This is a genomic window from Spirosoma flavus, assembly GCF_054778555.1.
This window is the reverse complement of record NZ_BAAGZL010000003.1, coordinates 622,647-648,114: the sequence shown is the minus strand read 5'-3', so window position 1 is coordinate 648,114 and position 25,468 is coordinate 622,647. Positions and strand designations below refer to the sequence as shown.

The 25,468-nt window shown below is 48.0% G+C and carries 21 protein-coding genes; 11 read left to right on the top strand and 10 right to left on the bottom strand.

All coding sequences use genetic code 11. The features are described from left to right. Positions 1–49: 49 nt before the first annotated feature. Both ACYVF1_RS19180 and ACYVF1_RS19175 read right to left on the bottom strand, forming a co-directional pair. On the bottom strand, positions 50–1,525 hold the full coding sequence (locus tag ACYVF1_RS19180; protein WP_461081777.1) for a sugar ABC transporter ATP-binding protein: 1,476 nt from the start codon (positions 1,523–1,525) through the stop codon (positions 50–52). Beyond that, entirely contained in the window at positions 1,522–2,547 is a 1,026-nt protein-coding gene (locus ACYVF1_RS19175; RefSeq protein ID WP_461081774.1) for a Gfo/Idh/MocA family protein, read from the bottom strand. Before ACYVF1_RS19175 ends, ACYVF1_RS19180 begins: the two co-directional genes overlap by 4 nt. A 114-nt stretch (positions 2,548–2,661) precedes the next feature. Here ACYVF1_RS19175 and ACYVF1_RS19170 point away from each other — a divergent pair, with 114 nt between their 5' ends. The 7 genes from ACYVF1_RS19170 to ACYVF1_RS19140 all read left to right on the top strand — a co-directional run bounded on the left by ACYVF1_RS19170 (position 2,662) and on the right by ACYVF1_RS19140 (position 10,596). Continuing rightward, positions 2,662–3,684, top strand: a complete 1,023-nt coding sequence (locus tag ACYVF1_RS19170; RefSeq protein ID WP_461081771.1) for a GntR family transcriptional regulator — start codon at positions 2,662–2,664, stop codon at positions 3,682–3,684. A gap of 28 nt (positions 3,685–3,712) precedes the next feature. Further along, positions 3,713–4,579: a sugar phosphate isomerase/epimerase family protein gene (locus ACYVF1_RS19165; RefSeq protein ID WP_461081769.1), complete on the top strand. Its 867-nt coding sequence runs from the start codon at positions 3,713–3,715 to the stop codon at positions 4,577–4,579. After that, entirely contained in the window at positions 4,576–5,409 is an 834-nt protein-coding gene (locus tag ACYVF1_RS19160) for a phosphogluconate dehydrogenase C-terminal domain-containing protein (RefSeq protein WP_461081767.1), read from the top strand. Before ACYVF1_RS19165 ends, ACYVF1_RS19160 begins: the two co-directional genes overlap by 4 nt. A gap of 126 nt (positions 5,410–5,535) precedes the next feature. After that, the gene (locus ACYVF1_RS19155; RefSeq protein ID WP_461081765.1) at positions 5,536–6,924 is read left to right on the top strand and encodes a glycoside hydrolase family 140 protein; all 1,389 of its coding nucleotides are present in this window, start codon (positions 5,536–5,538) and stop codon (positions 6,922–6,924) included. An 81-nt stretch (positions 6,925–7,005) separates the two neighbouring features. Beyond that, on the top strand, positions 7,006–7,947 hold the full coding sequence (locus tag ACYVF1_RS19150) for an ABC transporter permease (RefSeq protein ID WP_461081763.1): 942 nt from the start codon (positions 7,006–7,008) through the stop codon (positions 7,945–7,947). A gap of 15 nt (positions 7,948–7,962) precedes the next feature. Then, positions 7,963–8,964: a substrate-binding domain-containing protein gene (locus ACYVF1_RS19145; protein WP_461081761.1), complete on the top strand. Its 1,002-nt coding sequence runs from the start codon at positions 7,963–7,965 to the stop codon at positions 8,962–8,964. A 66-nt stretch (positions 8,965–9,030) separates the two neighbouring features. Further along, complete coding sequence (locus ACYVF1_RS19140) at positions 9,031–10,596, top strand: M81 family metallopeptidase (protein ID WP_461081759.1); 1,566 nt, start codon at positions 9,031–9,033, stop codon at positions 10,594–10,596. 438 nt (positions 10,597–11,034) lie between these two features. Here the strand turns inward: ACYVF1_RS19140 and ACYVF1_RS19135 are convergent, their stop codons facing one another. The 5 genes from ACYVF1_RS19135 to ACYVF1_RS19115 are packed head-to-tail and all read right to left on the bottom strand — an operon-like array spanning position 11,035 to position 15,433. Further along, positions 11,035–11,817, bottom strand: a complete 783-nt coding sequence (locus ACYVF1_RS19135; protein ID WP_461081757.1) for a LytR/AlgR family response regulator transcription factor — start codon at positions 11,815–11,817, stop codon at positions 11,035–11,037. Continuing rightward, a complete protein-coding gene (locus ACYVF1_RS19130) occupies positions 11,814–12,965 on the bottom strand; it encodes a sensor histidine kinase (protein WP_461081755.1) in 1,152 nt (383 codons plus the stop codon). The genes ACYVF1_RS19135 and ACYVF1_RS19130 overlap by 4 nt, the downstream gene beginning before the upstream one ends. A gap of 40 nt (positions 12,966–13,005) precedes the next feature. Next, entirely contained in the window at positions 13,006–13,923 is a 918-nt protein-coding gene (locus ACYVF1_RS19125) for a hypothetical protein (RefSeq protein WP_461081753.1), read from the bottom strand. Beyond that, positions 13,924–14,259, bottom strand: coding sequence for a YrdB family protein (locus tag ACYVF1_RS19120; RefSeq protein WP_461081751.1), 336 nt, complete (start codon positions 14,257–14,259; stop codon positions 13,924–13,926). It abuts the gene before it with no gap. Positions 14,260–14,296: 37 nt separating this feature from the next. Further along, a complete protein-coding gene (locus ACYVF1_RS19115) occupies positions 14,297–15,433 on the bottom strand; it encodes an acetamidase/formamidase family protein (RefSeq protein ID WP_461081749.1) in 1,137 nt (378 codons plus the stop codon). 125 nt (positions 15,434–15,558) lie between these two features. Between ACYVF1_RS19115 and ACYVF1_RS19110 the strand changes: the two genes are divergently transcribed. After that, positions 15,559–17,967, top strand: a complete 2,409-nt coding sequence (locus tag ACYVF1_RS19110) for a family 78 glycoside hydrolase catalytic domain (RefSeq protein WP_461081747.1) — start codon at positions 15,559–15,561, stop codon at positions 17,965–17,967. Positions 17,968–18,032: 65 nt separating this feature from the next. Here ACYVF1_RS19110 and ACYVF1_RS19105 read toward each other — a convergent pair whose 3' ends face one another. The 3 genes from ACYVF1_RS19105 to ACYVF1_RS19095 all read right to left on the bottom strand — a co-directional run bounded on the left by ACYVF1_RS19105 (position 18,033) and on the right by ACYVF1_RS19095 (position 21,058). After that, positions 18,033–19,115 carry a GntR family transcriptional regulator gene (locus ACYVF1_RS19105; protein ID WP_461081745.1) on the bottom strand — a complete coding sequence of 361 codons (1,083 nt, stop codon included), beginning with the start codon at positions 19,113–19,115 and terminating at the stop codon, positions 18,033–18,035. 285 nt (positions 19,116–19,400) lie between these two features. Next, the gene (locus ACYVF1_RS19100) at positions 19,401–19,808 is read right to left on the bottom strand and encodes a hypothetical protein (protein WP_461081743.1); all 408 of its coding nucleotides are present in this window, start codon (positions 19,806–19,808) and stop codon (positions 19,401–19,403) included. Positions 19,809–19,822: 14 nt separating this feature from the next. Beyond that, the gene (locus ACYVF1_RS19095; RefSeq protein ID WP_461081741.1) at positions 19,823–21,058 is read right to left on the bottom strand and encodes a sulfite oxidase; all 1,236 of its coding nucleotides are present in this window, start codon (positions 21,056–21,058) and stop codon (positions 19,823–19,825) included. A gap of 272 nt (positions 21,059–21,330) precedes the next feature. Here ACYVF1_RS19095 and ACYVF1_RS19090 point away from each other — a divergent pair, with 272 nt between their 5' ends. The 3 genes from ACYVF1_RS19090 (at position 21,331) to ACYVF1_RS19080 (ending at position 25,456) form a co-directional block, all read left to right on the top strand. Then, positions 21,331–21,729: an FtsL-like putative cell division protein gene (locus ACYVF1_RS19090; protein WP_461081739.1), complete on the top strand. Its 399-nt coding sequence runs from the start codon at positions 21,331–21,333 to the stop codon at positions 21,727–21,729. Then, a complete protein-coding gene (locus tag ACYVF1_RS19085; RefSeq protein WP_461081737.1) occupies positions 21,719–23,833 on the top strand; it encodes a penicillin-binding protein in 2,115 nt (704 codons plus the stop codon). The genes ACYVF1_RS19090 and ACYVF1_RS19085 overlap by 11 nt, the downstream gene beginning before the upstream one ends. Before the next feature lie 144 nt (positions 23,834–23,977). Further along, positions 23,978–25,456 carry a UDP-N-acetylmuramoyl-L-alanyl-D-glutamate--2,6-diaminopimelate ligase gene (locus ACYVF1_RS19080; RefSeq protein WP_461082302.1) on the top strand — a complete coding sequence of 493 codons (1,479 nt, stop codon included), beginning with the start codon at positions 23,978–23,980 and terminating at the stop codon, positions 25,454–25,456. The last annotated feature ends 12 nt before the right edge of the window (positions 25,457–25,468 follow it).

Below are 25,468 nucleotides of genomic sequence, written 5' to 3'. Positions count from 1 at the left end.
CGGTTTATAGATAAAACTGACGACTATCAACTAAAGACTATCAATTCATTTATCTCGTCGCCAGTGCCATTATTTGTTCTTCAGTGGCTTCGTCTCCGTTAATTTCACCGGTCAATTGCCCTTCGCACATAACCAGAATCCGGTCTGATAAAGCCAGTAGCTCAGGCAATTCGCTTGAAATTAGCAAAATGGCTTTACCCTCGGCGGCTAACTGACGTAGCAGGGAATAAACTTCTGATTTGGCACCAACGTCCATACCGTGCGTGGGCTCATCGACCAGCAACACGTCAGGGTTGGCGAGCAGCCAGCGAGCCAGCATCACTTTTTGCTGATTTCCGCCACTCAATTTTCCGACCCGCTCACGAACTGACGGCGAACGAATCGACAATTTTTTTCGATACGTTTCCGCTACGTTCTCACTGGCAGTTTCATCAAACAGATTAATCGGCGTTTGGGACGGACGAATGGCGACAATATTCTGCGTAATCGTCTGGTCTGTAAATAGACCCAGCGTTTTACGTTCTTCAGGCAAATACCCAATTCCTAATTTGACAGCATCGGCCGGGTGAGTTGGGCGAATGGGCTGACCGCGTAGATAAATAGTCCCCGAACTCGTTTGACTAGCTCCAAAAATGGCCCGCGCCAACTCCGTCCGCCCAGCGCCGATTAGACCGGCCAATCCCAAAATTTCGCCTTTGTTTAGTCGAAAACTGATATTGCGGAAACCCGGTCCCGATACGTTGTCAACCACTAATACGGCTTCGTTTGCGGCAACCGACGGCTGGCGTGACATTGCTACGTCGCGGCCAACCATGCGCCGAATGAGTTCGGACGGGCTGGTTTCGTGCACAATTAATGTACCCTGATAACGTCCATCTTTCAAAACAGAAATGCGGTCGGCAATGGCAAAAATTTCGTGAAGCCGGTGCGAGATGTAAACAATCGTTTTGCCTGACTCCCGCAGTTGCGCAATCAGTCGGAACAAAGTCTGGGTTTCGCGTTCAGTCAGGGAGGCCGTTGGTTCGTCGAGCAAGAGTAAATCGGGCTCCTGCGAGAGCGCCTTGGCAATTTCAACCATTTGTTTCTGACCCGCCGACAACGTACCAACTAGTTGTTTGGGTGGCAAACCGTTTAAATTCAACCGGCTTAGCAATGATTCGGCGGCCCGGTATAAATCGTGATACTGAATCAAACCCCATCGATTTCGGGGTTGCCGGTTTGCAAAGATATTTTCCGCCACGGATAAGCTATCGATCAGACTAAGTTGCTGATAAACAATGGAAATTCCCTGCTGTGTAGCTTCTGCTGGACCGCTCAACTGAATAGGATTGCCACGTAGCAGCAACTGGCCTGAGTCAGGAGCAAGGTTGCCCGTCAGGATGTTCATTAATGTACTTTTACCCGCGCCGTTTTCGCCACAAAGCGCGTGAACTTCACCCGCCTGCAACTCAAACGATACGTTGTCCAGTGCTTTTACGCCCGGAAATCGCTTGCTGATACCCGTAAGTTGAAGAAAAGGGGTCATAAGAAAATGGTTTCGTTACGTTCAGCCGAGTCGTATGCGGCATAGACTAGTCGAATGGTTTCAAAGTTGTCAGCACCAGTTGTCTCGGCACCACCCCGGCCCTGTAAATCAGCCAGTAAATTCCGATTGCAGTCGACAATTGAAGCATGAACGATCGCATAATCTGGGTCGGCCCAGGGGTAGTGTGGGGGAGGGGCTTCTAGCAGATGCGTACCTGATTTAGTAGTAATACGTAGCTGAAAATCATGCGTGAGTACTACCGAGCCAAGATTGCCTTCTACCTGAACCAACGTTTGTGGAAATGATTCTTTTTCGAGCAGCGATGCATACGACATTTCGGCAAAGCAACTCAGGCCATTGCGCATTTTCATCAACACGTTCGCTACGTCCTCACCCTTAATTGTTGGATTAACGCGCATCGTCTGGCACATAAGCCACTCGGCCTCACCAAACAAAAACCGGCAAACGTCGAGAATGTGTGAACCAATATCGGTTAGAATAAATCGATCTAGTTCGGCTAGAAACGGCTGATTATCAAATACAGGGAAGGCAGAACAGAAACTTACCCGCGCTTTAAACGGCTGGCCAATTTCGCCCGAATCGAGAATAGATTTTAGCCGACGTAACGGTGTTTGCCAGCGAAAGTTTTCATGAATATACAAGCGCACTCCCGCCTGATGGCACGTATCGCGCATTTGTCGCGCAGCTTCCAGACTTGGCCCCATCGGTTTCTGGCAAATCACGTCGAGTCCGCGTCTGGCCGCTTTTTCGGTGAAAATCGGATGTGTATCTACATCAGTGATGATGTCCACAAAATTCAGATCATGGGCGTGCTGGTCGAGAAGCTGATCGACATTGTCATATACATTTGGCACGTTGAACCGCTGAGCTGTATCGGCGGCCCTGGATCGTGTCCGGTTATACACGGCTACCAGCTCAATGCCGGATAATTCTTTCCAGGCTGGAATTTGATAATTCGCCCAGAAACCCGTTCCGATGACGGCAAATTTTAAATTTTTCATAGATTGTTGCAATATACCGGAAATGTTTTGACATTTGTCAATACAATACTGTACTCTACTGTACTAGAAATAATTGACAGATATAGATCCGAACTCATCACTATCATTATCCTGATGCAAGAAACTCTTCCCGTACTGCGTGTCGATACGGCAAATGCCCAACCTAAATACCAGCAACTTGTTGACGCTGTTTTAGAGGCTATTGAGCGTGGTGTTTTCGACCGTGGCTATCAGTTGCCTTCTATTAACGAATTGGCTGATAAACAGGGTATTGCGAAGGTGACGGTGGCTAAGGCTTACGAAGAATTAAGGCAGCGGGGTATTATTCATGCGCAACATGGGAAAGGGTTTTACGTAGCAACAACCAACGTTCGAACGCCCCTGAACGTATTTGTGCTGTTCGATACGTTGAATGCGTACAAAGAAACGTTATACGATGCCCTGAAAGCGTCATTGCCGCCCGATACGTCCTTAAGCGTTTTTTTTCACCATTATAACCAGCCCGTTTTCGAGAGTTTAATTCGTGACAACCTCGGCCGCTACAAAGCGTACGTGATTATGCCGCATTTTGCGGAGGACGTATCGGAAGTGGTTGGGTTGATTCCGAAAGATAAACTGCTGCTTATTGACCAGTCACTTCCTGCACTAACGGGCGATTACGCAGCTGTTTATCAGGATTTTGAAGCGAATACATACGAAGCTCTGACGGCCGCCTGGGAGCGCCTTCAGCAGTTTGATAGCCTGACGTTGGTGCTGGCGAAAGATCATTTTCAATACGTTCCCGAAGGAATCCTCCAGGGTTTACAGCGATTTAGCGACGAGCGGAATTATCCTTGTAAAGTAGTCGATAATTACAGCGATAATTTGATTCAACCCGGCGGAGCATACCTGCTTTTTGCTGACCGCGACCTGGTTCAATTTATCAAATATCAGCTTCGGCAGGAATGGAAACTCGGGCAGGACATTGGCCTGATTTCGTACGATGATACGCCCATGAAAGAAATTCTGGCGGGCGGTATTACCGTGATTTCGACAGATTTTGCTCAGATGGGACGTACCGCCGGAGAGTTGATTACGGGTCGTATCCGTCAGCAGGTAGCCAATCCCGGCGGGCTGATATTGCGGCAGTCGCTGTAAAGTAAGTTCTATGCACACGTTATAATCTATGCTAGTTGGCTTGAGTTCATATTCATTTCCGTGGGCGGTGGGCATTCCGAACTACGTACCGGCGCAGCCCCTCACGCACGACGATTTGCTGGAACGGGCTATCGCCTGGAATGTGTCGGCGGTGCAGTATGGGGACAATTTGCCTCTGCATGTGCTATCGGCAGATGAATGGAAGGCGCTACGTTCGAAAGCAGAAGCTAACAGTATACAACTGGAGGTGGGGATGCGTGGTCTGAAGCCAGAAAGCCTTAAAACCTATATCCGGCTGGCGTGGGAAGCCCGGTCGCCGTTTCTGCGGGTGGTCATTGACGAAGGTGATTTTCAGCCGTCGGTCGATGAGGTGATTGCCATTATTAAGGAAAAACTTCCGGCGCTACGTCAGGCAGGCGTTATGCTAGGGATTGAAAACCACGACCGATTTTCGGGGCGCGATTTGGCCCATATTGCTCGACAGACTGACCCTGACTGGGTAGGATTATGTGTCGATACGACAAACTCATTTGGAGCGGGAGAGAGCGTACATGATGTGCTGGCCGCAATTCGTGAAGAAAACGTAGTGAACCTGCATCTAAAAGATTTTCGGGCTCAGCGCATCGACAATAAAATGGGCTTTCGGATCGAAGGTTGCGAACCGGGAACAGGCGTGCTGAAAATTGGTGAACTAATACTAGGGCTGTATGGGCTCACGAAATGGGCCGACAGGAGAACCTTTCGACTCAATAAACAGGATCGACCCATTACGTTAACGCTCGAACAATGGCCGCCGTTTCAGAATAGTCTCGACGAAACCATTGCGATGGAGTTGGAGTGGGCCGAAAAAGGTATTCAATGGATTAAACAAGCAATAACGGATTTACTCAAATGACAAAAATTGCTCTGGTAGGCGCGGGCGGCAAAATGGGCTGCCGCCTGACCGACAACTTTCTGAAACTGCCCGAATACGACGTAGCATACCTGGAAGTCAGCCCAAAAGGTATTGAAAATTTAGACGGCCGGGGCGTTTTGGTTAGTGAACAGAACGTAGTGATTCCCGATGCCGACGTAGTGATTCTGGCCGTTCCCGACGTAGCAATCGGCGCTATTTCCGAAGAAATCATTCCCACGATGAAGTCGGGCGCGTTGGTGATGACCCTTGATCCGGCGGCTCCCCTGGATGGCGTTATTGCTCATCGCGACGACCTCGGCTACGTAATAGCGCATCCCTGCCATCCGTCGGTTTTCAATTGGGAACCTACCGAAGCGGCCTTTCGGGATTTTTACGGCGGGATTTCGGCGAAACAGTCGATTGTCGTGGCCTTAATGCATGGTACTGAAGATCATTACGTTCTGGGCGAACGGATTTCGCAGGCTATGTATGCACCTATTAAAGATACGCACCGCATTACGTTAGAACAGATGGCGATTCTGGAACCTGCGATGGTCGAAACGCTGGCCCAGACCTGCATGGAAGTGGTGAAAGAAGGCTACGACCGAATTGTTACGTTGGGCGTTCCCGAAGCGGCTGCCCGCGACTTTGTGTTGGGTCATCTGCGGATTCAGATTGCGGTGCTTTTCAAGGAAGTAAACGGTACGTTCTCCGACGCGGCTTATAAAATCTCGAAACGCGCCAAACCGATTCTGTTCAAGGAAGGCTGGCAGGCTATTTTCGAAATGGACGATATCCGGCAGCAGGTGAAAGACATTACGGCCAGGTAATAAAAGTTGTACAGTTATAGGGTTATAAAGTTGTAAAGTTTTGTTGCACAGGAGCCAGCTCTACGACCTTTTAACTATTCAACCTTACAGCTTTATAACTCTACAATTTCCTAATCCTACCTTTTCATGAAAAAGATTATTCTCGTTGCTATTGCGTTGATAACCAGTTTAATTTCGTATGGTCAGTCACCCTTTTCGCATGGCCGCCTGAAAGTGTCGGATAATAAACGATACCTGGTTCATCAGGATGGTACGCCTTTCTTCTGGATGGGCGATACGGCCTGGGAGTTGTTTCACCGCCTGAATCGCGAAGAAGCTGATCAATACCTGAAAAAACGAGCCGAACAGGGATTTACCGTAGTACAGGCCGTAGCCCTCGCCGAATTTGACGGATTGGTTGAACCGAATCCATACGGCAACGTACCCCTCCAGGAAAAAGACCCGACAAAACCCAATGAAGCCTATTTCAGTCATGTCGATTACATTGTCGATAAAGCCGCTCAGTACGGCATCGTGATTGCTTTTTTACCAACATGGGGCGACAAACTGTTTAAAAATAAATGGGGACAGGGACCCGAAATTTTTAACGTATCCAACGCTCGCGTGTATGGGCGCTACGTTGGTAATCGGTATAAAAACCGCGAAAATATTGTCTGGATTATGGGGGGTGACCGTAACCCTCGCGATGGTTCGGACGACGTAGCGGTGTGGCGGGCGATGGCCGAAGGCATTCAGGAAAGCGTGGGCGGGGCCGATAAAGCCCTGATTTCGTATCATCCACAACCCAACGGCATGGACGGTGGTGCATCGAAATGGTTTAACAAGGAGGCTTGGTTCGATTTCAATATTCACCAGAATGGGCACTGTCGGTTCACACCCATGTACGACCACATCACATATTCGTACAATCTCCAGCCAACGAGACCTACAATGGATGCCGAACCGATTTACGAAGATCACCCGGTGTGCTTCAATGCCAAAGACTTAGGTACGTCGAATGCGTATGATGTACGTGTGTATGCGTATCTGGATCTGTTTGCCGGTGCACACGGACACACCTACGGTTGTCACGACATCTGGCAGATGTACAGCTCTAAACGCCCCGCCGTCAATGGACCGCATATATACTGGTCCGAAGCCCTCGATCTGCCCGGTGCCAATCAGATGCGCTACGTTCGAAAACTAATGACCGCCCGCCCTCAGCTCGACCGCGTTCCCGACCAATCGCTGGTTGTTGAAAATAATCTGTCATCTGCCGAACGGATTCAGGCCACGCGCGGGAAAGATTACGCGTTCATCTATACGGCTGTCGGTAAGCCATTTACAGTAAATCCAGGTAAGATTTCCGGCAAAACCATCACTGCTACGTGGTTCGATCCTAGAACCGGCAAAACCCAGTCGGCCGCTACGTTCGATAACCAGAAATCCCAGCAATTCACCCCGCCCTCCAAAGGTTACGGACAAGACTGGGTGCTCGTTCTGGATGACGCTTCTAAAAATTACGCAGGACTATAAGACATCTGACGTAGGAAATAAGATGTATGTCGCTGGACAATTTTATACATCATATTTCCTACATCCTACACCACAACTCCTATGCTTTTACAGGAGCGTATCTACTCGCTGATGTTGACGATTGTGCTGGTTAGCATAGGCGCGGCTGTGGCCTTTCCGCAAACCTTTCCTACGTTTGGCAACCTCAGTCAGGTACTTCTGAATTTGTCCATCGATACCATTGTGGCTGTGGGGATGATGCTCCTGCTCATTAGTGGCGTTTTCGATTTGTCAGTAGGCTCTGTGGTCGCATTTTCGGGCGGCATAGCGGCTTATGTAATGATGGCGCTGGGCTGGCCTGTGCCGTTAGCCCTTCTGGCGGCTCTGCTCAGTGCTGGCCTGGTTGGGGTAATTAACGGTTATCTAATTGCTTATCAAGGTATTAATCCCATGATTCAGACGATGGCCATGATGGGTATCGTGCGAGGTGGTGCTTTGCTGGTGAGTGGAACGGATATTCAGAATCTGCCGTATTGGTTCAATGCCATCGGGCAATCCAAATTGCTGGGGCTACAAATGCCAGTTTGGTACATGCTCCTGACCGTTGCTACGTTCGCTTTTCTGGGTCATCGCAGCGTCTTTTTTCGACGCTATTACTACATTGGTGGTAATGAGCGAGCTGCTGATTTATCCGGAATTCGCGTTCAACGGATGAAGTTGTACGGCTTTCTGATTACGTCGCTGTTGGCTGGAGTAGCTGGTATTTTGTTAGCATCACGATTGGGAACAGCGTTACCCACGGCGGGCCGGGGGCTGGAACTGAGGGTTATTACGGCGGTAATTCTGGGAGGTGCAAGCCTGTCAGGTGGGCAGGGAAAAATTGTCGGCGCCTTACTTGGAGCCCTTTTTATGGGACTTATCGGCAACGTAATGATTCTGGCGCGGGTGTCGGGCTACTGGCAGGAAATCATTCTGGGCCTCATTCTCATTTCGGCCATTTGGGGCGACATGCTGCTACGTCGGCGGACCGGTCTCTACACATGACAAACGTTTCATTCTATGAAGTTACAACTTATAGCCCTGCTGTTACTAACGTCAGCCTGCGAATTGCCGCAACGTAACGCCACACAGTCTGACGCCATACGTACTATAGAGGCTGATAACGTAGCAGACACTCGTGCGGAGGAGTATGTAATGGTAACAACGGCTGTGACCATGCCCATGTACGTTCACCACGATCAGGCGGCCTTTCGTCGTTGGGGGAAACAGCGCGGAGTGAACGTATCAATTCTCGGACCGGCCGAGTGGGACGTACCAGCTCAAATCAACACCATTGAAGAAGTGATTGGAACCCGCCCATCGGGTCTGCTCATCAACGGAACCGACCCGGCTATCGCGCCCGTCATCAACAAAGCTGTTGCGGCTGGTATTCCAACGGTGGTGTATGATTCGGACATTGTGAACTCAAAACGACACGCGTTTCTGGGCACCGACTGGTATCAAATCGGGCAAATGCAGGGTCAGGAAATGGTACGGCTGATTGGTGGAAAAGGTAAGATTGCTTACATGGGAATTCTTGGTCTGGCTAACATGGAAGCCGGTTTTCAGGGATTGCTCGACGTAGTAAAAAAGTACCCCGAAATTGAAGTGGTCGGAAAATACGATGATAAAGCGAACGTGGAGGAAGCCGCCCGTATCACGTCCGATTTACTAGCCGCCCACCCGGATCTGGCGGGTTTGTGCGGATTTGATTCGAATTCTGGACCTGGCATTGGACTGGCTGTTCGCGAAGCAGGGAAGGTTGGCAAGGTGAAAATTACTACGGTCGATTGGGAGCCGGAGCATTTGCAACTGGTGAAAGCGGGTGTGATTCAGATGCTGGCGGGGCAGAAACGCGAACTCTTTACGTGGTATGGCGCTCAGTTTTTGTACGATATGGTTCACCAAACCAACCGACTGACTGACCAGGCAGGAGCAAAAGGCCTCACCAACGTACCGGCAACCGTCAACACGGGTCTGCTACGTATCACGCGTGAAAATGTAGATTCGTTCATGAAATAGTGTAAGCGTGCAAAGGACGTAACGCTACGTTCACCAATTTTGCCTGCCATGTATTAACTTGTAGGCATGAAACATCTGCTTTACGCCCTCACAATCTGCTTTTTAATTACTAATTCTGGTTTTGCACAATCTGCAAACAACAATTTACCACGTATCGCCATTGCCGGTCTAGGCATTGAATCCAGTACGTTTTCTCCGGCAGTTACCAACGAAGAAGCTTTTCATGCCCGCTACAGTGGCGAAGTATTCAATGCCTATTCTTTCCTGTTGCCGGTTTCTCCGCTACGTAAACAGGCCATCTGGTTTCCTGCTGTTGTCGGAAAATCGCTGCCGGGTGGGGCTGTTACGCGTGAAGCATACGAATCGCTGGTGGGTAAAATGCTGGATTCGCTCAAAAAATACATGCCCTACGATGGACTGTATTTCGACATTCACGGAGCCATGAGCGTAAAAGGTCTGGACGATCCGGAAGGCGATTTAATTACGCGAATTAGACAAGTTATTGGATATAAGCCATTGATTTCTACGTCGATGGATTTGCACGGTAACGTATCGCAACGATTGGCGCAGAACACCGATCTGATGACGTGCTACCGTATGGCCCCACACGAAGATGCCATGCAGACGAAAGAACGGGCCGTGGTTAACCTGATTGAACGTATCAAAAGTGGTAAAGGAAAACCCGCTTATAAAGCGCTGATCAACGTACCGATTCTGTTGCCGGGTGAAAAGACAAGTACACGTATCGAACCGGGAAAAAGTCTGTATCAGGACGTAGCGCCACTAGTAGACAAACAGGATGGGGTTGTTGATGGTGGAATCTGGATTGGGTACGCCTGGGCCGATGAACCGCGCAACCACGCGGCTGTAATGGTGGTAGGCGACGATAAACCTAAAGTAACTCAGGCCGCCGAAAAGTTAGCCGCTCATTTTTGGGATGTACGCTCGAAATTCGGTTTCGTAGCGCCAACTGGTACGTTAGATGAATGTTTAAAGAAAGCAGTCACCAGTTCAACACGTCCTTTTTACATCAGCGATACGGGCGACAATCCTACAGCCGGTGGCGCTGGCGACGTAACGTGGACCATAACCCAGATTCTAAACCGCTCAGAGTTTAAAAAAACCGATGGCCCTACGTTGATTTATGCATCGATTCCTGATCCAGAATTTGTGAAAAAGGCCTTGGCTGCTGGAGTTGGTGGACGTGTAGAAGGGAAAGCGGGTGCCATTGTTGATTCCCGTTTTGCGGGACCAGTGTCGTTGAGTGGAACAGTCGAAGCTATTCAGAAAGGGGATAAAGATGCTGAGATTGAAGTAGTTGTAAAAGTAGGCAGTGTAAGGGTGATCGTAACACAGAAACGCAAACCTTACCACGAAGAAAAAGACTTCACCCGACTGGGCCTAAATCCCCGAACAGCAGATATTGTGGTCGTTAAAATCGGCTATCTCCAGCCCGAACTCTACGAAATGCAAAAGGACTGGATTATGGCGCTGACTCCGGGAGGGGTCGATCAGGATTTATTTCGTCTGAAATACAAACGTATCGAACGGCCCATGTTTCCCTTTGATGGGAATATGGCAACTCCAGATTTATCAGCCAAACTAGTGCCTTTGTCGGGTGCAGCGAAGTGAGTTTTTTTATGGATGAGTTATTTCGATTTTGTCCTTCTGACGAAGAAAAAATCTTAAGGTTTACCAATTCTCAGATTCGTAAGCTTTAAGATTCTTCCTTCGTCAGAAGGACAAAACCATACTCTAAATTGTCTCAAAACAAGAAAGCAGTCCAGCAAAGCCAAACTGCTTAATCCTATCTATAAATCTAAAATCGTTGGTGTTATAATACGTTGGCTATAGGTTTTGCTTAATTAGCGTTTGGGGAAGGCAATTGGCACAGGCTAAGAAATGAAGCCTGGTTAACCAATTTTCGAATTACATTCGGTGCCTGTTTTCTCGCAAATTAGGCCGCAATCGCCTACTGGAGCAAACCATCACGGCCAATTCCTGATTTTAGCGGGTCGAAAGTCCAATTTTGACGGTCGAAAAAATAGTTCTGCCAAGCTATAGAGCCACTTATTTTCCCAGCCACTTCTTAAAATCGGTCAGGCGGTCGGGGCTGACGAAAACCTCGTGCCGGGGGGCGGGATGTAATGTGAGATTTAACTTGCTGCCAGAGTACGTATGAATCGATTGGATAGCTGATAAGCTGACCAGGTAGGCGCGATTTACCCGGAAAAATTGATGAGGATTAAGCAGGCTTGTTACTTTATCCAGACTGTATTCAACTACCATATTTTGTCCGTCCTGCGTGGTTAGGTACGTAGTCTTTTCTTCATAAAAAAAGTACGCAATCTGGTCTACACTGATGCTTCTAATCTTCGTCCCGACCGTAACCATAAAACGATCTTTGTAGATGGGTTGGCTGGGCGTATCCTGCCAGTTTAATAGAGTCGACCATTGGGCAGGATTGGGCGCAGTAGGGCGCTGTTTCTGTTGCGTCCATTTGAATTTATCAATGGCGGCCGCCAGCTCGTTTTCGTCAATTGGTTTCAACAAATAGTCGACACTATTCGCCTTAAACGCTTGAATAGCATAGGTTTCGTAAGCAGTGGTAAAGATGATCGGAATCGTCAGTTTGACTTTTTTGATAATGCCAAACGCACTTCCATCTTCCAGATGAATGTCCATAAATACCAGATCGGGTTGATTGGCAGGGGTTTGGTCACTAAACCACTCAATCGCTTCAGTAACGGACGAAAGCACGGCTACTACCCGTATCGACGAATCATATTCCCATAAAAGCATTTCCAGACGCTGGGCGGACAAGGATTCATCTTCAACGACGACGACATTCATTGTAAAAGCGGGATACTAACGGTAAAAGTATTGTCATTCTGTGAAACGAGCACAGGGCGATCGGTGAGCAGTCGGTAGCGATTAGTGATATTCGCCAAACCGATGCCAGTTGAATTTTCCGGGAAAATCTCATCGGGTAGCCGAAGATGTATCGGGTTGCTAATCAGTAAATAACATTCTTCAATAGCCAACGTAACAATCAGTGGATGCCTGCGTGACATCTGGTTATGCTTGACCGCATTTTCCATCAGCAGTTGCAGGGTTAGCGGAGCAATGTTAAACCGAATGGATTCTTCTTCCGAAATGCTGTTGACGAGTTGAAGCCGATCGTTAAATCGAATTGTCAATAAAAAACAATAAGCATTTAAAAATTCAAGTTCTGTTTTCAGATTTACCCGTTCGGTATCCTGCTGCTCCAGAATATAACGGTATGCACGGGAAAGATGGTTGATAAATCGAATAGACAATTTCGGATTGACGTCGACCAGCGAGGACAGAATACTCAGACTGTTAAACAAAAAGTGAGGATTCACCTGGGTCTTCAACGCGTCGAACTGGGCTTGCGAAGCTTCCCGTTTTAATTGTTCAGCGTTTACCTGTAACTGGCTGACTACCTTATCTCTACGGCGATTTGCGGCTAAATAATACGCCATCAGTAAGGCCATTACAGTTAGTGCCGTTGTCGCTTTGTGCCGTCTTTGGCCTTCGTTTCTACGAAAGAATTCTCTAATTTCTGGCTTGATCGGAGTCGTTTGGCCGGGGAACATGGAGGTTTCTGTCTGATCGAACGCTTTACGTGCCTGGCTTAAATATCCGAAAAAAGCCCAGTCAAATCCGAACGATAGCACGGCCGCAATCAGCAGAGTCATTAATTGAACAACAAATTTGCCATCCCGCTGGAAAAGCCGCCCAGAACGGCCATTTAGTTTGTTTTCCAGCCATTCTGTAAGACTCAGCCAGAAGGTAAAAAGTGCAATGGTAATAGGAATTTCCGACAGCCAGATAAACCACCAGAAAGCACTAACTTTTTCTACATCGAGGGAATTTAAATTAATGTAAAAGCGGAGTGGCCAGTAGATGGCAAATACGGTAGCGGCCAGGCGAATTTTCTGGGGTAACGTCAGATTTATATTGTCGGATGCATCCATTTTTCAGAATAGCTACGCTACGTTACTGGAACGCTATTTATTAACTATTAAAGTATGTAGACTTTTTTAATTTATTGGGGCTTAGATAAATATATTCTCTCTTTTCGTCAATTAGTACGTTGAATCTTTTCAGGATATCGCCCCCGAGAATGCTTACTTTCTGATTGCCAATTTTTCCGGTAAAAAAACCTACTGATACGTTTGTTAATTTAGTGTTTCCAAGCGTAAACGATGGTAAAACGGCTCTTTTAGTTTTTACACTATTTCCGAACGAATCTTTTAATTCCTTTTCGCTAATGACTTTTAATTTTTTGTCGATGGTATTTTCGCTGACAAATGTGTCATTAAATAGAAGCGCGCCTGAATAGCCAGAATGAATTAGAAATCTATTTTTCAAAATTCGATTTTCGATTTCACAATTTCCTTCAATAAACATTAAATCATTCTCAACGTAAAGTTTAAGCTTCTTATATTTTTTAGATTTATCAGGCAAATCAGCATGAAGTATTAATTGATTTTTATTAAAATCCAACTCAATAACCCGGTCGACGAAAAGGTCGATGCCAAATTTGCCGTCCGTTTTTGGTCCTGAATTTTTGTTCTCCCAAATCGATACGTTTGTCCAGCTCAATGGCCCTAATTGCAGCGAATTATCTTTGCTGAAGCGTGAAGAATTGCCGCTACCGCCCCAACTGCTAACACTGTCAGCTCCGGCAAACGTAATGTTCTTTATTTTTTTAACCCCATCTTCAGTTAACGTAACAGCATTTGCTGCTGTGTGAAACATCAAATCAAGAGTGTCTTTTTGATTAAGAATAGCTTTGATAGAGATGTTATTATGCTCAGTTAACTGGAAAGGAATACTATATTTTTTCTCGATGAAGGCTCTATTTATCTGCGCGAAAATTGATTGGCAGCAGCTAAGCAACAGGATAGGTAAGAAAAAAATAAGCTTCATTTATTTTAAGGAGATTGCTATAAACTCACAAAGTAAAGCTGTAATTCCCAACGTAATGGCTAGTCGCGTTTGGCCAGTTTTATAAAGCATAAAAAACGCAAATCCAAATAACGTTAAAGCGAACAAAGACCGATAAGGAAATTCTAGTCGATACGTTGAACGAGGAGCCGCAAAAAATCCCCAAAGAATAGCCGCGGCCAGTGGGAGGCCAATAGCTAAAAGGTATTTTCCCAAGGTGTGCTGACTACTGAGGAAACCAGCGTATCCAAGGCTGGCCAACATACAAAGTTCAAGCAGAAAATAAATAATTTGATTCAGGATTTTGATGAGTTGCATCTATGTAATACGTTAAAATAGATAGTAAAGTCAAACGCTACGTCCAATAGACAAATTTCTTCTTTGTGAAAATTGATTTTGGAATCATCCCATGAACGCCCAGCGTCTGATCAACAACCTGGCTTACTTCAAAATCAACAGCGGTGCTGGCAATGGATAACGCTTCGTTGAACGTAAACCCCAACTCATCCCGAATGAATGCGCAGGTTTCCGAAAGCGCATTTTTCATGGCTTTATTCAAATCTTTATCGAGTCCGACGGTGATAAAATGTGTTGGCGTTTCGGCGCGGGGAACTTTTAAAGTGTTGCCTTTATGTACGATAAATTTTACCGTCAGATTGATAGCCGTCTCAATCGCTACGCCACTTACCTCGCCGTTACCCTGCGCGCCATGCCCATCGCCCGTAGTGAACAGGCCACCCGCTACCGAAACCGGAAGGTACAACGTAGCGCCTTTGGTCAGGTGTTTAATGTCCAGATTACCTCCGTAAAAATTAGGCGGAATTGAACTCTGACGCCCCATATCGGCCGGTGGCGACAAGGCCATTACGCCCATAAATGGTTTCAATGGAATATCGATACCCTCTTTCAAGGAAGCCGTTTTGCGCTTCATGTCGTACCGATAAACGAATGTCTCGCGGGTTTTTACTTCGTCGGGAATGCCACCGCCACCCGGCCAGACGCTGTTTACACCAAACGGAGCTGGGAAAGTCATATCGAGAATACGTATTTCAAGACTATCGCCCGGCATGGCGCCTTCAATGTAAACTGGCCCAGTCAGCATATGACCTCGGATACCAGAAGGTTCTGGTTTTACCGTTTTTAAAATGGCAATAACCTCCTGTGCGTGTTGATCTAGCGGTAGATTATTTTTGGTGTAAAACTCCTCTGGATTCGTTCGGCTGACACCCGACGGATTGACGGTCTGAATCTCTACTACGTCGCCATCTTTTACGTTGGCAACGGGTGGTACATCGGCCCCGTAATAGCCCCAAACCATATTTTCGGGTAGCGAACGTACCACGTTGTCAGGCTTGATGGCAGTGGTTTGGCGAGTGGATTCTTCTGAGAACTTAGTCGCTGCTGGTAACGTAGTAGCAAGGCCACTCGTTGACAACAAGGCCAGGCCGCTTCGGGAGGATTTCTGTAAAAAAGTTCGTCGTGAAGTTTTCATCAGGTTGTAGAATTAGATTTTGAAAGATAATACCTGAAAAGACGCAATTTCATACGGTGACTCGATTAATTTTGATCCACCCAATAGCTGAAGAGCTACTTATCGAAGAAGATTATTTTGCTTGTATGAGACAACTGCTGTATTCCATTGCCCTTTTAATCACTACGTTGGCGATTGGTTTCGCTCAGACGCCAGCTACGTCGTCGAATTGGACAAACCAGTACTGGCCCGCTCGCTGGATCGTGCATCCGACGGCCCCGGTTCGGCAATATGGCATTTTTCATTTTCGCAAAGCCATCGACCTGACCCAGAAACCCGCCAAGTTTGTCGTACACGTATCGGCGGATAATCGATATCGGCTGTTTGTCAACGGAAAATCGGTGGCGTTGGGTCCGGCACGTAGCGATCTGCAAAACTGGAATTACGAAACCATAGATCTGGCTCCGTTTCTACAGGCCGGACGTAACGTTTTGGCTGCGCAGGTGTGGTACATGGGCGATGGTGCTCCCTTCGCGCAGATGAGCTATCAGGTTGGTTTTCTGGTACAAGGCGATACCGACGCCGAAAAAATAGCGAATACCGATGCAAGCTGGAAAGTGCTTCATAACGTAGCGTATTCGCCCATCAAAAACGACATTCCAAAACTTCGAACGTATATCGTAGCTGGTGATGGCGACCGGGTGGATGCGTCCAAATATCCCTGGGGCTGGGAGCAATCGAACTTCGATGATAAAACCTGGGTAGCGGCCAAACCATTTGGCTTCCCAACAAAACCGCGTGGGCTAGGAACCGACGGCAACTGGGGTTTGGTGCCACGTAGCATCCCGATGATGGAAGAAAATGTGGTTCGGCTGACGGCTGTCCGGCGGAGTGAAAATGCTAAAATGGACGCTACGTTCCTGCAAGGGAAAGGGCCAGTTACGGTTCCGGCGAATACAAAAGCCACGTTCATGCTCGATCAGAGTTACCTGACAAACGCTTATCCCGAACTTACGGTTAGCAAGGGAAAAGGCGCGGTTGTTACGTTGTCGTATGCTGAAGCGTTGATTGATGCGCAGGGTAAAAAAGGCAATCGGAACGACGTAGAAGGACGTACCATGCGCGGTTTTGACGATCAATTTGTGGCGGATGGTAGCGATAAACGAACCTTCCGGCCACTCTGGTTTCGAACGTATCGGTACCTGCAATTGACCGTTGAAACCAAAGACGAAGCGTTGACATTAGACGATCTGGTTGGGCATTTTACGGGCTATCCGTTTCAGGAAAAGGCTCAGTTTACGACGAGTGATAGTACGTTGAAAAACCTCTGGAATGTGGGCTGGCGGACGGCTCGCTTGTGTGCGGGTGAGACGTATTACGACTGCCCGTATTACGAACAACTTCAATACACCGGCGATACGCGGATTCAGGCCATGATTTCACTCTACGTATCGGGCGACGACCGACTTATGCGGAAAGCCATTTTGGACTATGACCACAGCCGTTTCAACGATGGACTGACACAAAGCCGCTATCCATCTGCTGATTTTCAGGTGATTCCGACGTTTTCGCTGTTTTGGGTTTGCATGATTCATGATTACTGGATGCACCGTCAGGACGATGAATTTGTGAAATCAATGCTGACGGGAATTCTAGGCGTGTTGAACTGGCATGAGCAACGGATCGCCAAAACCGGACTGAATGGCCCGCTGGAATGGTGGAATTTTGTCGACTGGTCGAAGTGGCAGAATGCGAAAGACGAAATTTCCGGGGGCGTTCCGAATGGCGCGCGGAAAGGCGGTTCAAGTATTTTGTCGTTACAGCAGGCCTATACGTATTTTCGGGCCGCTGATTTGCTGGCGCACTACGGCCAGAACGAACGGGCTGAATATTATCGGGATCTAGCCCGCCGATTGAACAAAACCGTATATGCACAGTGCTGGGATGCTACCAAAGGTTTCTTCGCCGATACGCCCCTGATTCCCGCTGGTCAGCCTGGAAAGAACAGTTATAGCCAGCACGCCAACATCCTGGCGGTGCTCACCAACGCCGTTCCGGTGGAACAACAGGCCGCTTTATTACAGAAAACCATAGCCGATACGTCGCTGACGCAGGCTACGTTTTATTTCAAATTTTACCTGTTCGAAGCTCTCAAAAAAACCGGCTTAGGCGACCAGTTTGTTGCCCAACTCAAACCCTGGCGCGATATGCTGGCTATTGGCCTTACTACGTTCGCTGAAAATCCCGAACCAACCCGTTCAGATTGTCATGCCTGGAGTGCCTCTCCGTTGTATGAATTTCTGTCGATAACCTGTGGTATTCGGCCCGGCGAGCCTGGTTTTAAAGCGGTACGTATCGAGCCATTTTTTGGAGATTTGACGAGTGTAGAAGGGAAAATCCCGCATCCATTGGGCGAGATTGCCGTGCAGTTTCAGAAAACGCCATCGGGTGGGTTAACCGGTAACGTAACGCTACCTAATAATTTGCCCGGTACGCTACGTTGGAAAGGCAAATCGATGACGCTAAAAGCTGGCAAACAGGCTATTAATTTGTAGTGAGCCTGTTGTCTTACTGACACGAGACAACAGGCTCATTTTAAGAAATTTAACAGTTTTATTAGCTACAACGATCCACGACGTATCATGTAGAACGGGTTCTTAACCTTGATGCGTTTGTGATCGAGCAGGAGGGAAGCGGCCGTGTAGCCCATCGCTTCAAAATCAGTCGTGACGACCGTGATGTTGAGGAGTTCCTTCAACGTGGTTTCGTTGAAGGAAATAATGCCAATTTCTCGACCGAGTTCGTAATTCGATTGGCGGGCTTTTTTTACCAACTCCGACAAATCGGTTTCCTCGACCACTACGTAGGCTGTTCCCGGCTGAAGCTGCTCATTTAGAGCGCTTTCCTTGATGGAAAATTCTTTGTTGTAATTCACGCAGAACGTACGGAATCCATGCATGGTTTCGACGCAGTAATTACCGTCGCTAGGCAGCATGAGCACCATCCGGTTGTATTTATGCAACAGATCCTGCGCGTTTTCGAGCGCATCGCAAATGTCTTTGTCGAATTTCTGATGTACACTGAGGGGTGAACCGCTTAATTCGGGAACGTCTTTGTCGAGTAGAACTAATTCATCCGACGGAATCCGTTCAAGCACTTTCATATAATTTGCTTTGTCCAGATCCTGCGTAAAATGGGGCATTACTACGTAGTAATTGTATTTCCCCAAATTCTTCTCAATAATTTCCTGAAAGTGATACGCGCTGTAATGATGTATCTGTAGGTCAACGGTCGCGTGGTCGCCAAGCGCCTTCAGAAATGAGTAATAAATGATTTTCTTATAAGAACTTAATTTGTTGAATATCAACAGGATTTTCAGCTTGGGTGCTACGTTCACCTGGACGTAATATCCCTTTCCCTGCACCGATATAATATAGCCCAGTTCGCGAAGTTCCCGGTACGCCTTTTCGACGGTATCACGCGCCAGATAATACTCAACGCTCAGTTCGCTGATGGAGGGTAACTGCTCATTATTTTTCAGAACACCCCGTTCAATATCGGTAATGACCGATTGCACGATCTGTTTGTACTTTGGGGTTTTGTCTTTGGGATTAAATTGGAGTTTATAAAGTGGAGTTGTTGTATATACGTCAACAAAATCGTTTTCCTGCCGACGGTATTGGGAAGATGATTTAGCTAACATAAAAGATACAATTTGGATTATTCGTCGATACGTTCGAGTTTCCTCTTGTTCGTCGATTAGAAAGTATAATACAAGCTTGCAAAGAATAACATAGGTAAGGAAGAAAATGTCTCTTTTTTTTATGCAAACGTTACCGATAACGTTACCGAAAAGGATTTAAGTTAGATAATTTATAAAATATTAAATGCAAAAAAGTCTAAAATAAGTACTCTGTATATCTAAGCAATCTCCAAATTTAGAATAGAATTGTACTTATTCCGGAAAAAGGCTTGGCCTACAAGCAACTTAAGGAAGTTTATACCACTGAATATCCTTAAGTGGTGCCCGTCTGGGTGATATCGTCACCTGAGCTGATTGAGGGCCGTAATGCTTCTCCAGATAATCAAGTACCACTTTTTCTGACTCACCCAAATCCCAGAGTTTGTGGTATTTCTGCATCCAGCGGATACGTTCCAGCCAGCCTGCCCGCGTAAAACGGTGCTGTAAAATCAGTTTAGAGGAGTGGCAGGCCGTGCATTGGGCTTTCACCATCGTTAAACTGGCATCGAGTGCCAGCCCACTTTCAGGATCATTCTTTACCGTATCCATCGCTACGTTGGCTGACACCGACAGTTGACGCGGTGACGTAGTTCGAAAACTAAGCATCGCTATGGACACAAGCCCGATAAAAAAACTAAGTGTTATTACTTTCATGATAATGCTACGTACTAGGTGGCTTTTACTGCAATCCGGTGGCATGCGTTATTCAGATAACCGCCCGGATTCCATTGCGGAATGACCATGGGTTGCGAAGCACCGCTACTATCGGTAGCCCGTACCCAAACTTCGTAATACCCCGGCTTTGGAAAATTGATGTTAGCCGTCCAATGCTGCCAGGCCAGCCGATTTTTGGGAGCTGCTACGTTTGCTTTTTGCCAAGTTGCACCGTAATCGATTGATGTATGTACCTCAGCTACAGACCGATCGCCCGCCCAGGCATGACCACGTAACGCGAGCGCTTTCTTGACATCGAACATAGCGCCCGTTTGCGGATACGTGATCAGTGACTTCACCGGCATGGACTCGATAATTCGGAAATTTTCAGGCGTTTCGGCCAGCTTCTCGCCCGGCTGAACGGGGCGGATAGGCATCCGGTAACTATGCCCTTCCATCTTGGCACCATCGTGCTCTTTGTTACGTATCGCAATGGTATGCAGCCATTTACCCGATACCGACGCTGGCCAGCCGCCAATCACCAGCCGTAGCGGATAACCGTGAGCGAGTGGAATATCTTTGCCATTTACGGCCCAGGCAATCAGCGTTTCGTTTTCCAGCGCTTTTTTGATGGGCACCCCCCGCGAGATAGCTACTTTTTTGGGGTCCTGGCTCAGATGCGGGTCTTTTCCGTAGTACCCGATGTACACGGCATCATCTTTCAGTCCTACGTCGGCCAGAATGTCTTTCAGACGAACACCCGTCCATTCGGCGCAGCTGACGGCTCCCTGATCCCACGGGTTGCCAGTGGTTTGCGGCTCAAATCCAGAACGGCCATTTCCGCCACATTCAAGCACGAGTTGATACGTATGGTTGGTGAAACGTTTCTTCAAATCGGCCAGCGTATAGGTTTTCGGCGCTTTTACCGATTCTCCGTTGATGGTCAACGTCCAGGTGGCCGGGTTGATAGGTTCGCTGGGAATCAGACCGTTGTTGCGGATAAACATCTTTTCGACGGGCGTAACGGCATCGTCGAGGAAATGAACAGGCGATTCTACATTCCAGGGTTTATCGCCCAATACCTTCATACCCGGCGTTTTATCTTTCAGCGGGTCATAATCAAAGGCAATTGGTACGTGATTCTGAGGTATTTTATCCGCAAAGGCAATTTCAGTACCTACCCAGGTACCCAAAGCTGCTAGAACACTTTTCTGCAAAAATCCCCGTCGGTCGTGAAGGTCGCTGATCACTGATTTCTGGTATTTAACTAATTGTTAATTACTTAAGCTGCTAATCATTTTTGTCATGCCTCGTTCAGCACCAATAGCCTGGCTTGGAATGACAAATAGTCTCATTTCGGCTGGCTGCTGGGCAGCGTAGCCTATCCGGTCCACAAAAATAACGCTGCTTCGCCAACATAGCTGTACTCCATAAACGGTTAAAATTTGTATTTCTACTAAAATATCTGTGCAACAGAAGCGAGCCTTTTATTAATTTGTGTCTTTGTTCCCCCTAACCCATCATGGCTAAAAATACCATTCGGCGGCCCGCTCAACCTGCGCCCCAGAAGAAGCAACGACGTCGGCTCCAGCTGGCTACGTGGCTCAACGACTTCATTGGCCTTGACAGGCTTTTTGGCGAGGATAATGCCTGGCCTATTCGCTACATCGACCGGATTTTGTGGGTTACCGGTTTGTTGATTCTGTACATCTTCCTCAATCACAACGCCGAGCGACTGGTTCGACGTATTCAGCGCGCTAAAAATCAGACGGATGAATTGCGGGCTCAGGCGACCGTTTTACAGGCCGATTTCGATAAAAGCGGGAAGCAATCGGAAATTAGTAAGCATGTGAGCGGATTAGGCATTGTTGATAGTCAGAAACCACCCCAAAAAATCGTAGTGAAGGCAGATGAATATTAAGCAGGACATCATTGAACGGGCCAATCACATTTTTTATATCGTGATTGTGCTGGCCGTGGGCGTAATTGTACGGCTGCTGTATGTGCAGTATCTGCATAAGGATAAAAAAGGACGGCCATGGCACGACCGCGTCGCTACGACGGTCATTCATCACGATACAATTCGGGCTATGCGGGGGAAAATTTACGCCCTCAACGACAATCTGCTCGCTACGTCGCTGCCAACTTACATAGTTGGCCTAGATCCGATGGCCGCCAAAAAAGAATACTATGCGGAAAAAATCGATTCGCTTACCCTTATTCTGGCCCGTACGTTTCGGGAACGTAGTGCTTTTGAGTATAAGGCGTTGATCGATAAGGCTCGCAAAAATAAACGGCGTTACCTTCTGCTGAGTCGTCGGCGCATTACGTTCCAAGAACGGCAGGAGCTGCTTAAATGGCCATTTTTCCGGTCAACGGCGAAGGTGGCCGCGCGCGGGGGCGTGCTACGTCCGCACTACGAGCGGTATCACCCGTTTGGGCAAATGGCCGAACGTACCATTGGAAACCTCGATGCAAAAACAAATCGGGGACTGATCGGACTTGAAGCTAGTTTTCAGCCGGAACTGGCCGGTAAAAATGCCGTCGGATTTGTTGAAGTGCTGGCCGGTGGCGTACGTAAACCCGTGAACGACGGTCCTGAGATGACGCCGGAGCCAGGCATGGATTTATACACGACGATCGACGTTAATTTTCAGGACATTGCTGAGTCATCGCTACGTTCGGCGCTGGAAAAATACAGGGCAGCTACGGGCTGCGTCATTGTGATGGAAGTAGCTACTGGTGAAATCCGCGCTATTGCCAACCTGACGAAACAGAACGACCACTACGTCGAAAATTTTAACCACGCCCTGTCTGGACGTACTGATCCTGGCTCTACGTTCAAACTGGCTACCATGATGGCGTTGCTTGAAGAAAAAGCTATTTCGCTGAATCAGATGGTGGCTACAGGCGGAGGTTCCATGACGTATCATGGCCTGGGTATTCACGATGCGAAACGGGGTGGCTCCGGTACCATTACGGCCCGGCAGGTTTTCGAAAAATCGTCGAATGTAGGTACACACCTGCTCATGAAGAGTTATTTCTATAACCGACCCAAGTTATACTGTCAGTATCTGGCCAAGTTTCACCTGACGCAGCCGACGGGCATTCACATGAAAGGAGAAGCCGTTCCCATCGTGCGAAATCCGGATATGAAAGGCTGGAGCAAGGTTTCGCTAACGTCGATGTCGTATGGCTACGAGATGCAGATAACTCCTTTGCAGATGCTGACGTTCTACAACGCGGTGGCCAACGGGGGGAAGTGGGTACGTCCGATGCTGGTAAAGCAAATTAAACGCGGTGATGAATTAATCGAGGACAATAAGCCGTATATGCTCTCTGAAACCATTTGTTCCAGAGAAACCGCCCGGCTGGCGCAGTCGTTGCTGCGGGGAGTTGTGGTTGAGGGGACGGCCAAGCACATTAATAATGCTCATTACGCGATAGCTGGCAAAACGGGCACTGCTCAGAAAATTGTGAAAGGGAAATATCAGGTGGGAAAATACTACACCTCATTTATCGGCTACTTTCCGGCTGACAGACCAAAATACAGCATGATTACGGTGGTCGATACCCCGCAGGGCGATAATATCGATCTATTGTATGCTGGTGCCGTAGCGGCCCCCGTATTTAAATCGGTAGCTGACCGAATTGTAGCAACCGACATCAAAATGCACCCTCCCATGCGGGCTAAAACGTCGCATCCAATCTCGACAACCGAGATGCTGGCCGGTAATGCTGATGATTTGAATACCCTTAGCACTACGTTGAATCTGGGGGAAGAACCCTCAACCGACGGCTGGGTGGAATCGACCGGTAACGGTCGTTGGAAATCACGCCAGACCCGCTCCGACCAGGTACCCGACGTGCGTGGGCTTTCACTACGTGATGCTATTTTCCTGCTCGAAAACCGGGGTTTCCGTGTCTCGGTTGAAGGACGCGGCAAAGTAAAAGAGCAGTCCGTATCGCCGGGTGTAGGCATTGCCAACGTAGCAGGCCGAGCTATTAGTTTGAAGCTTGGATAGATTTATAACCACTTATTTCGGCCTTACGAATCTCGTGCTACGTTCAAAAGGATAATCCAATCAATCCGATTTCAGATTAGGCATTTCCGTGCGTAAACCGTTTTTTTGCAGCCGACAAGCGGACGTATCGTCTGTTCTATGGGTATGCAACTCAAAAATCTTTTCTATAAAATTCCGCTGCTTGCTACGTCGGGTAGCATGGATACCGACGTAACAGAGCTGACATTGGATTCGCGTCGGGCCGGACCGGGTAGTTTGTTTATTGCAGTACGGGGTACGGTCACCGATGGGCACAGCTTCATCGAAAAAGCCATTCAGAATGGAGCAACGGCTATCCTGTGCGAAGAATTTCCGTCTGAGTTGAACCCCGCAGTAGCTTACGTGCGTGTGCAGGATTCGGCCCGAACAATGGGCCTAGCAGCCGCTAATTATTACGAACAGCCTTCTCGTAAGCTCAGGCTGGTTGGCGTAACGGGTACCAATGGCAAAACTTCGGTTGCTACGTTACTGTTCCGTTTGTTCCGTCAGCTAGGGTATCGCTGTGGCCTCCTGTCCACCGTTCAGAATCAGATTGACGACGAGGTAATTCCGGCAACGCATACTACGCCTGATGCAATAACTACGAACCAATTGCTGACCAAAATGCTGTCGCATGGTTGTACGCACGTATTCATGGAGGTCAGTTCGCACGCAGTGGTGCAGGAACGTATCGCTGGGCTCACGTTTGCCGGGGGGATTTTCACGAACATCACCCACGATCACCTCGATTTTCACGGTACGTTCGACAATTACATCAAAGCAAAAAAAGGCTTTTTCGACCAGTTGCCAGCTACAGCCTTTGCGTTGACCAATGTTGACGACAAGCGGGGACTAGTGATGCTTCAGAACACGGCTGCCCGCAAGGAAACCTACTCCCTGAAAACCCTCGCTACGTTCAAAGGAAAATTAATAGCAGACGGTTTGTTCGGCTTGCATATGCTGGTCGATGAGCGCGAAGTCTGGTTTAAGCTAATTGGGAAATTCAACGCTTATAATCTGCTGAGCGTTTACGGAACGGCCGTTTTGCTGGGTGAAGACCCTACCGAAGTATTGACGCTCTTGTCGGGCATTACGCCCCCGCCGGGGCGTTTCGAGCAGGTTGTTTCAGACGATAAAATTGTCGGTATTGTTGATTATGCACACACGCCTGATGCCCTTCAGAACGTACTGGAAACCATCAACAATCTGCGACAGACCAACGAACAAGGAAACCTGCCTCAGGTGATCACGGTGGTTGGTTGCGGAGGAAATCGCGATGCGGCCAAACGCCCGGTTATGGCCGAAATAGCCTGCCGGTTCAGCAACCGGGTCATCCTGACGTCGGACAATCCACGTAACGAAGAACCGATGGCTATTCTGGAACAAATGCAGGCGGGTGTTCCGCCAACCGATTTTAAGAAAACGGTCACCGTTGAGGACCGGCACGAAGCCATACGTCAGGCGGTAGCCATGGCTCATCCGCACGATATTATTCTGGTTGCCGGAAAAGGCCACGAAACGTATCAGGAAATCAAAGGTGTGAAGTACGATTTCGATGACCGGGCCGTTTTGCGAAGCACTTTTACAGAACGTGCAAATCATTAACTTTGGCGTGTA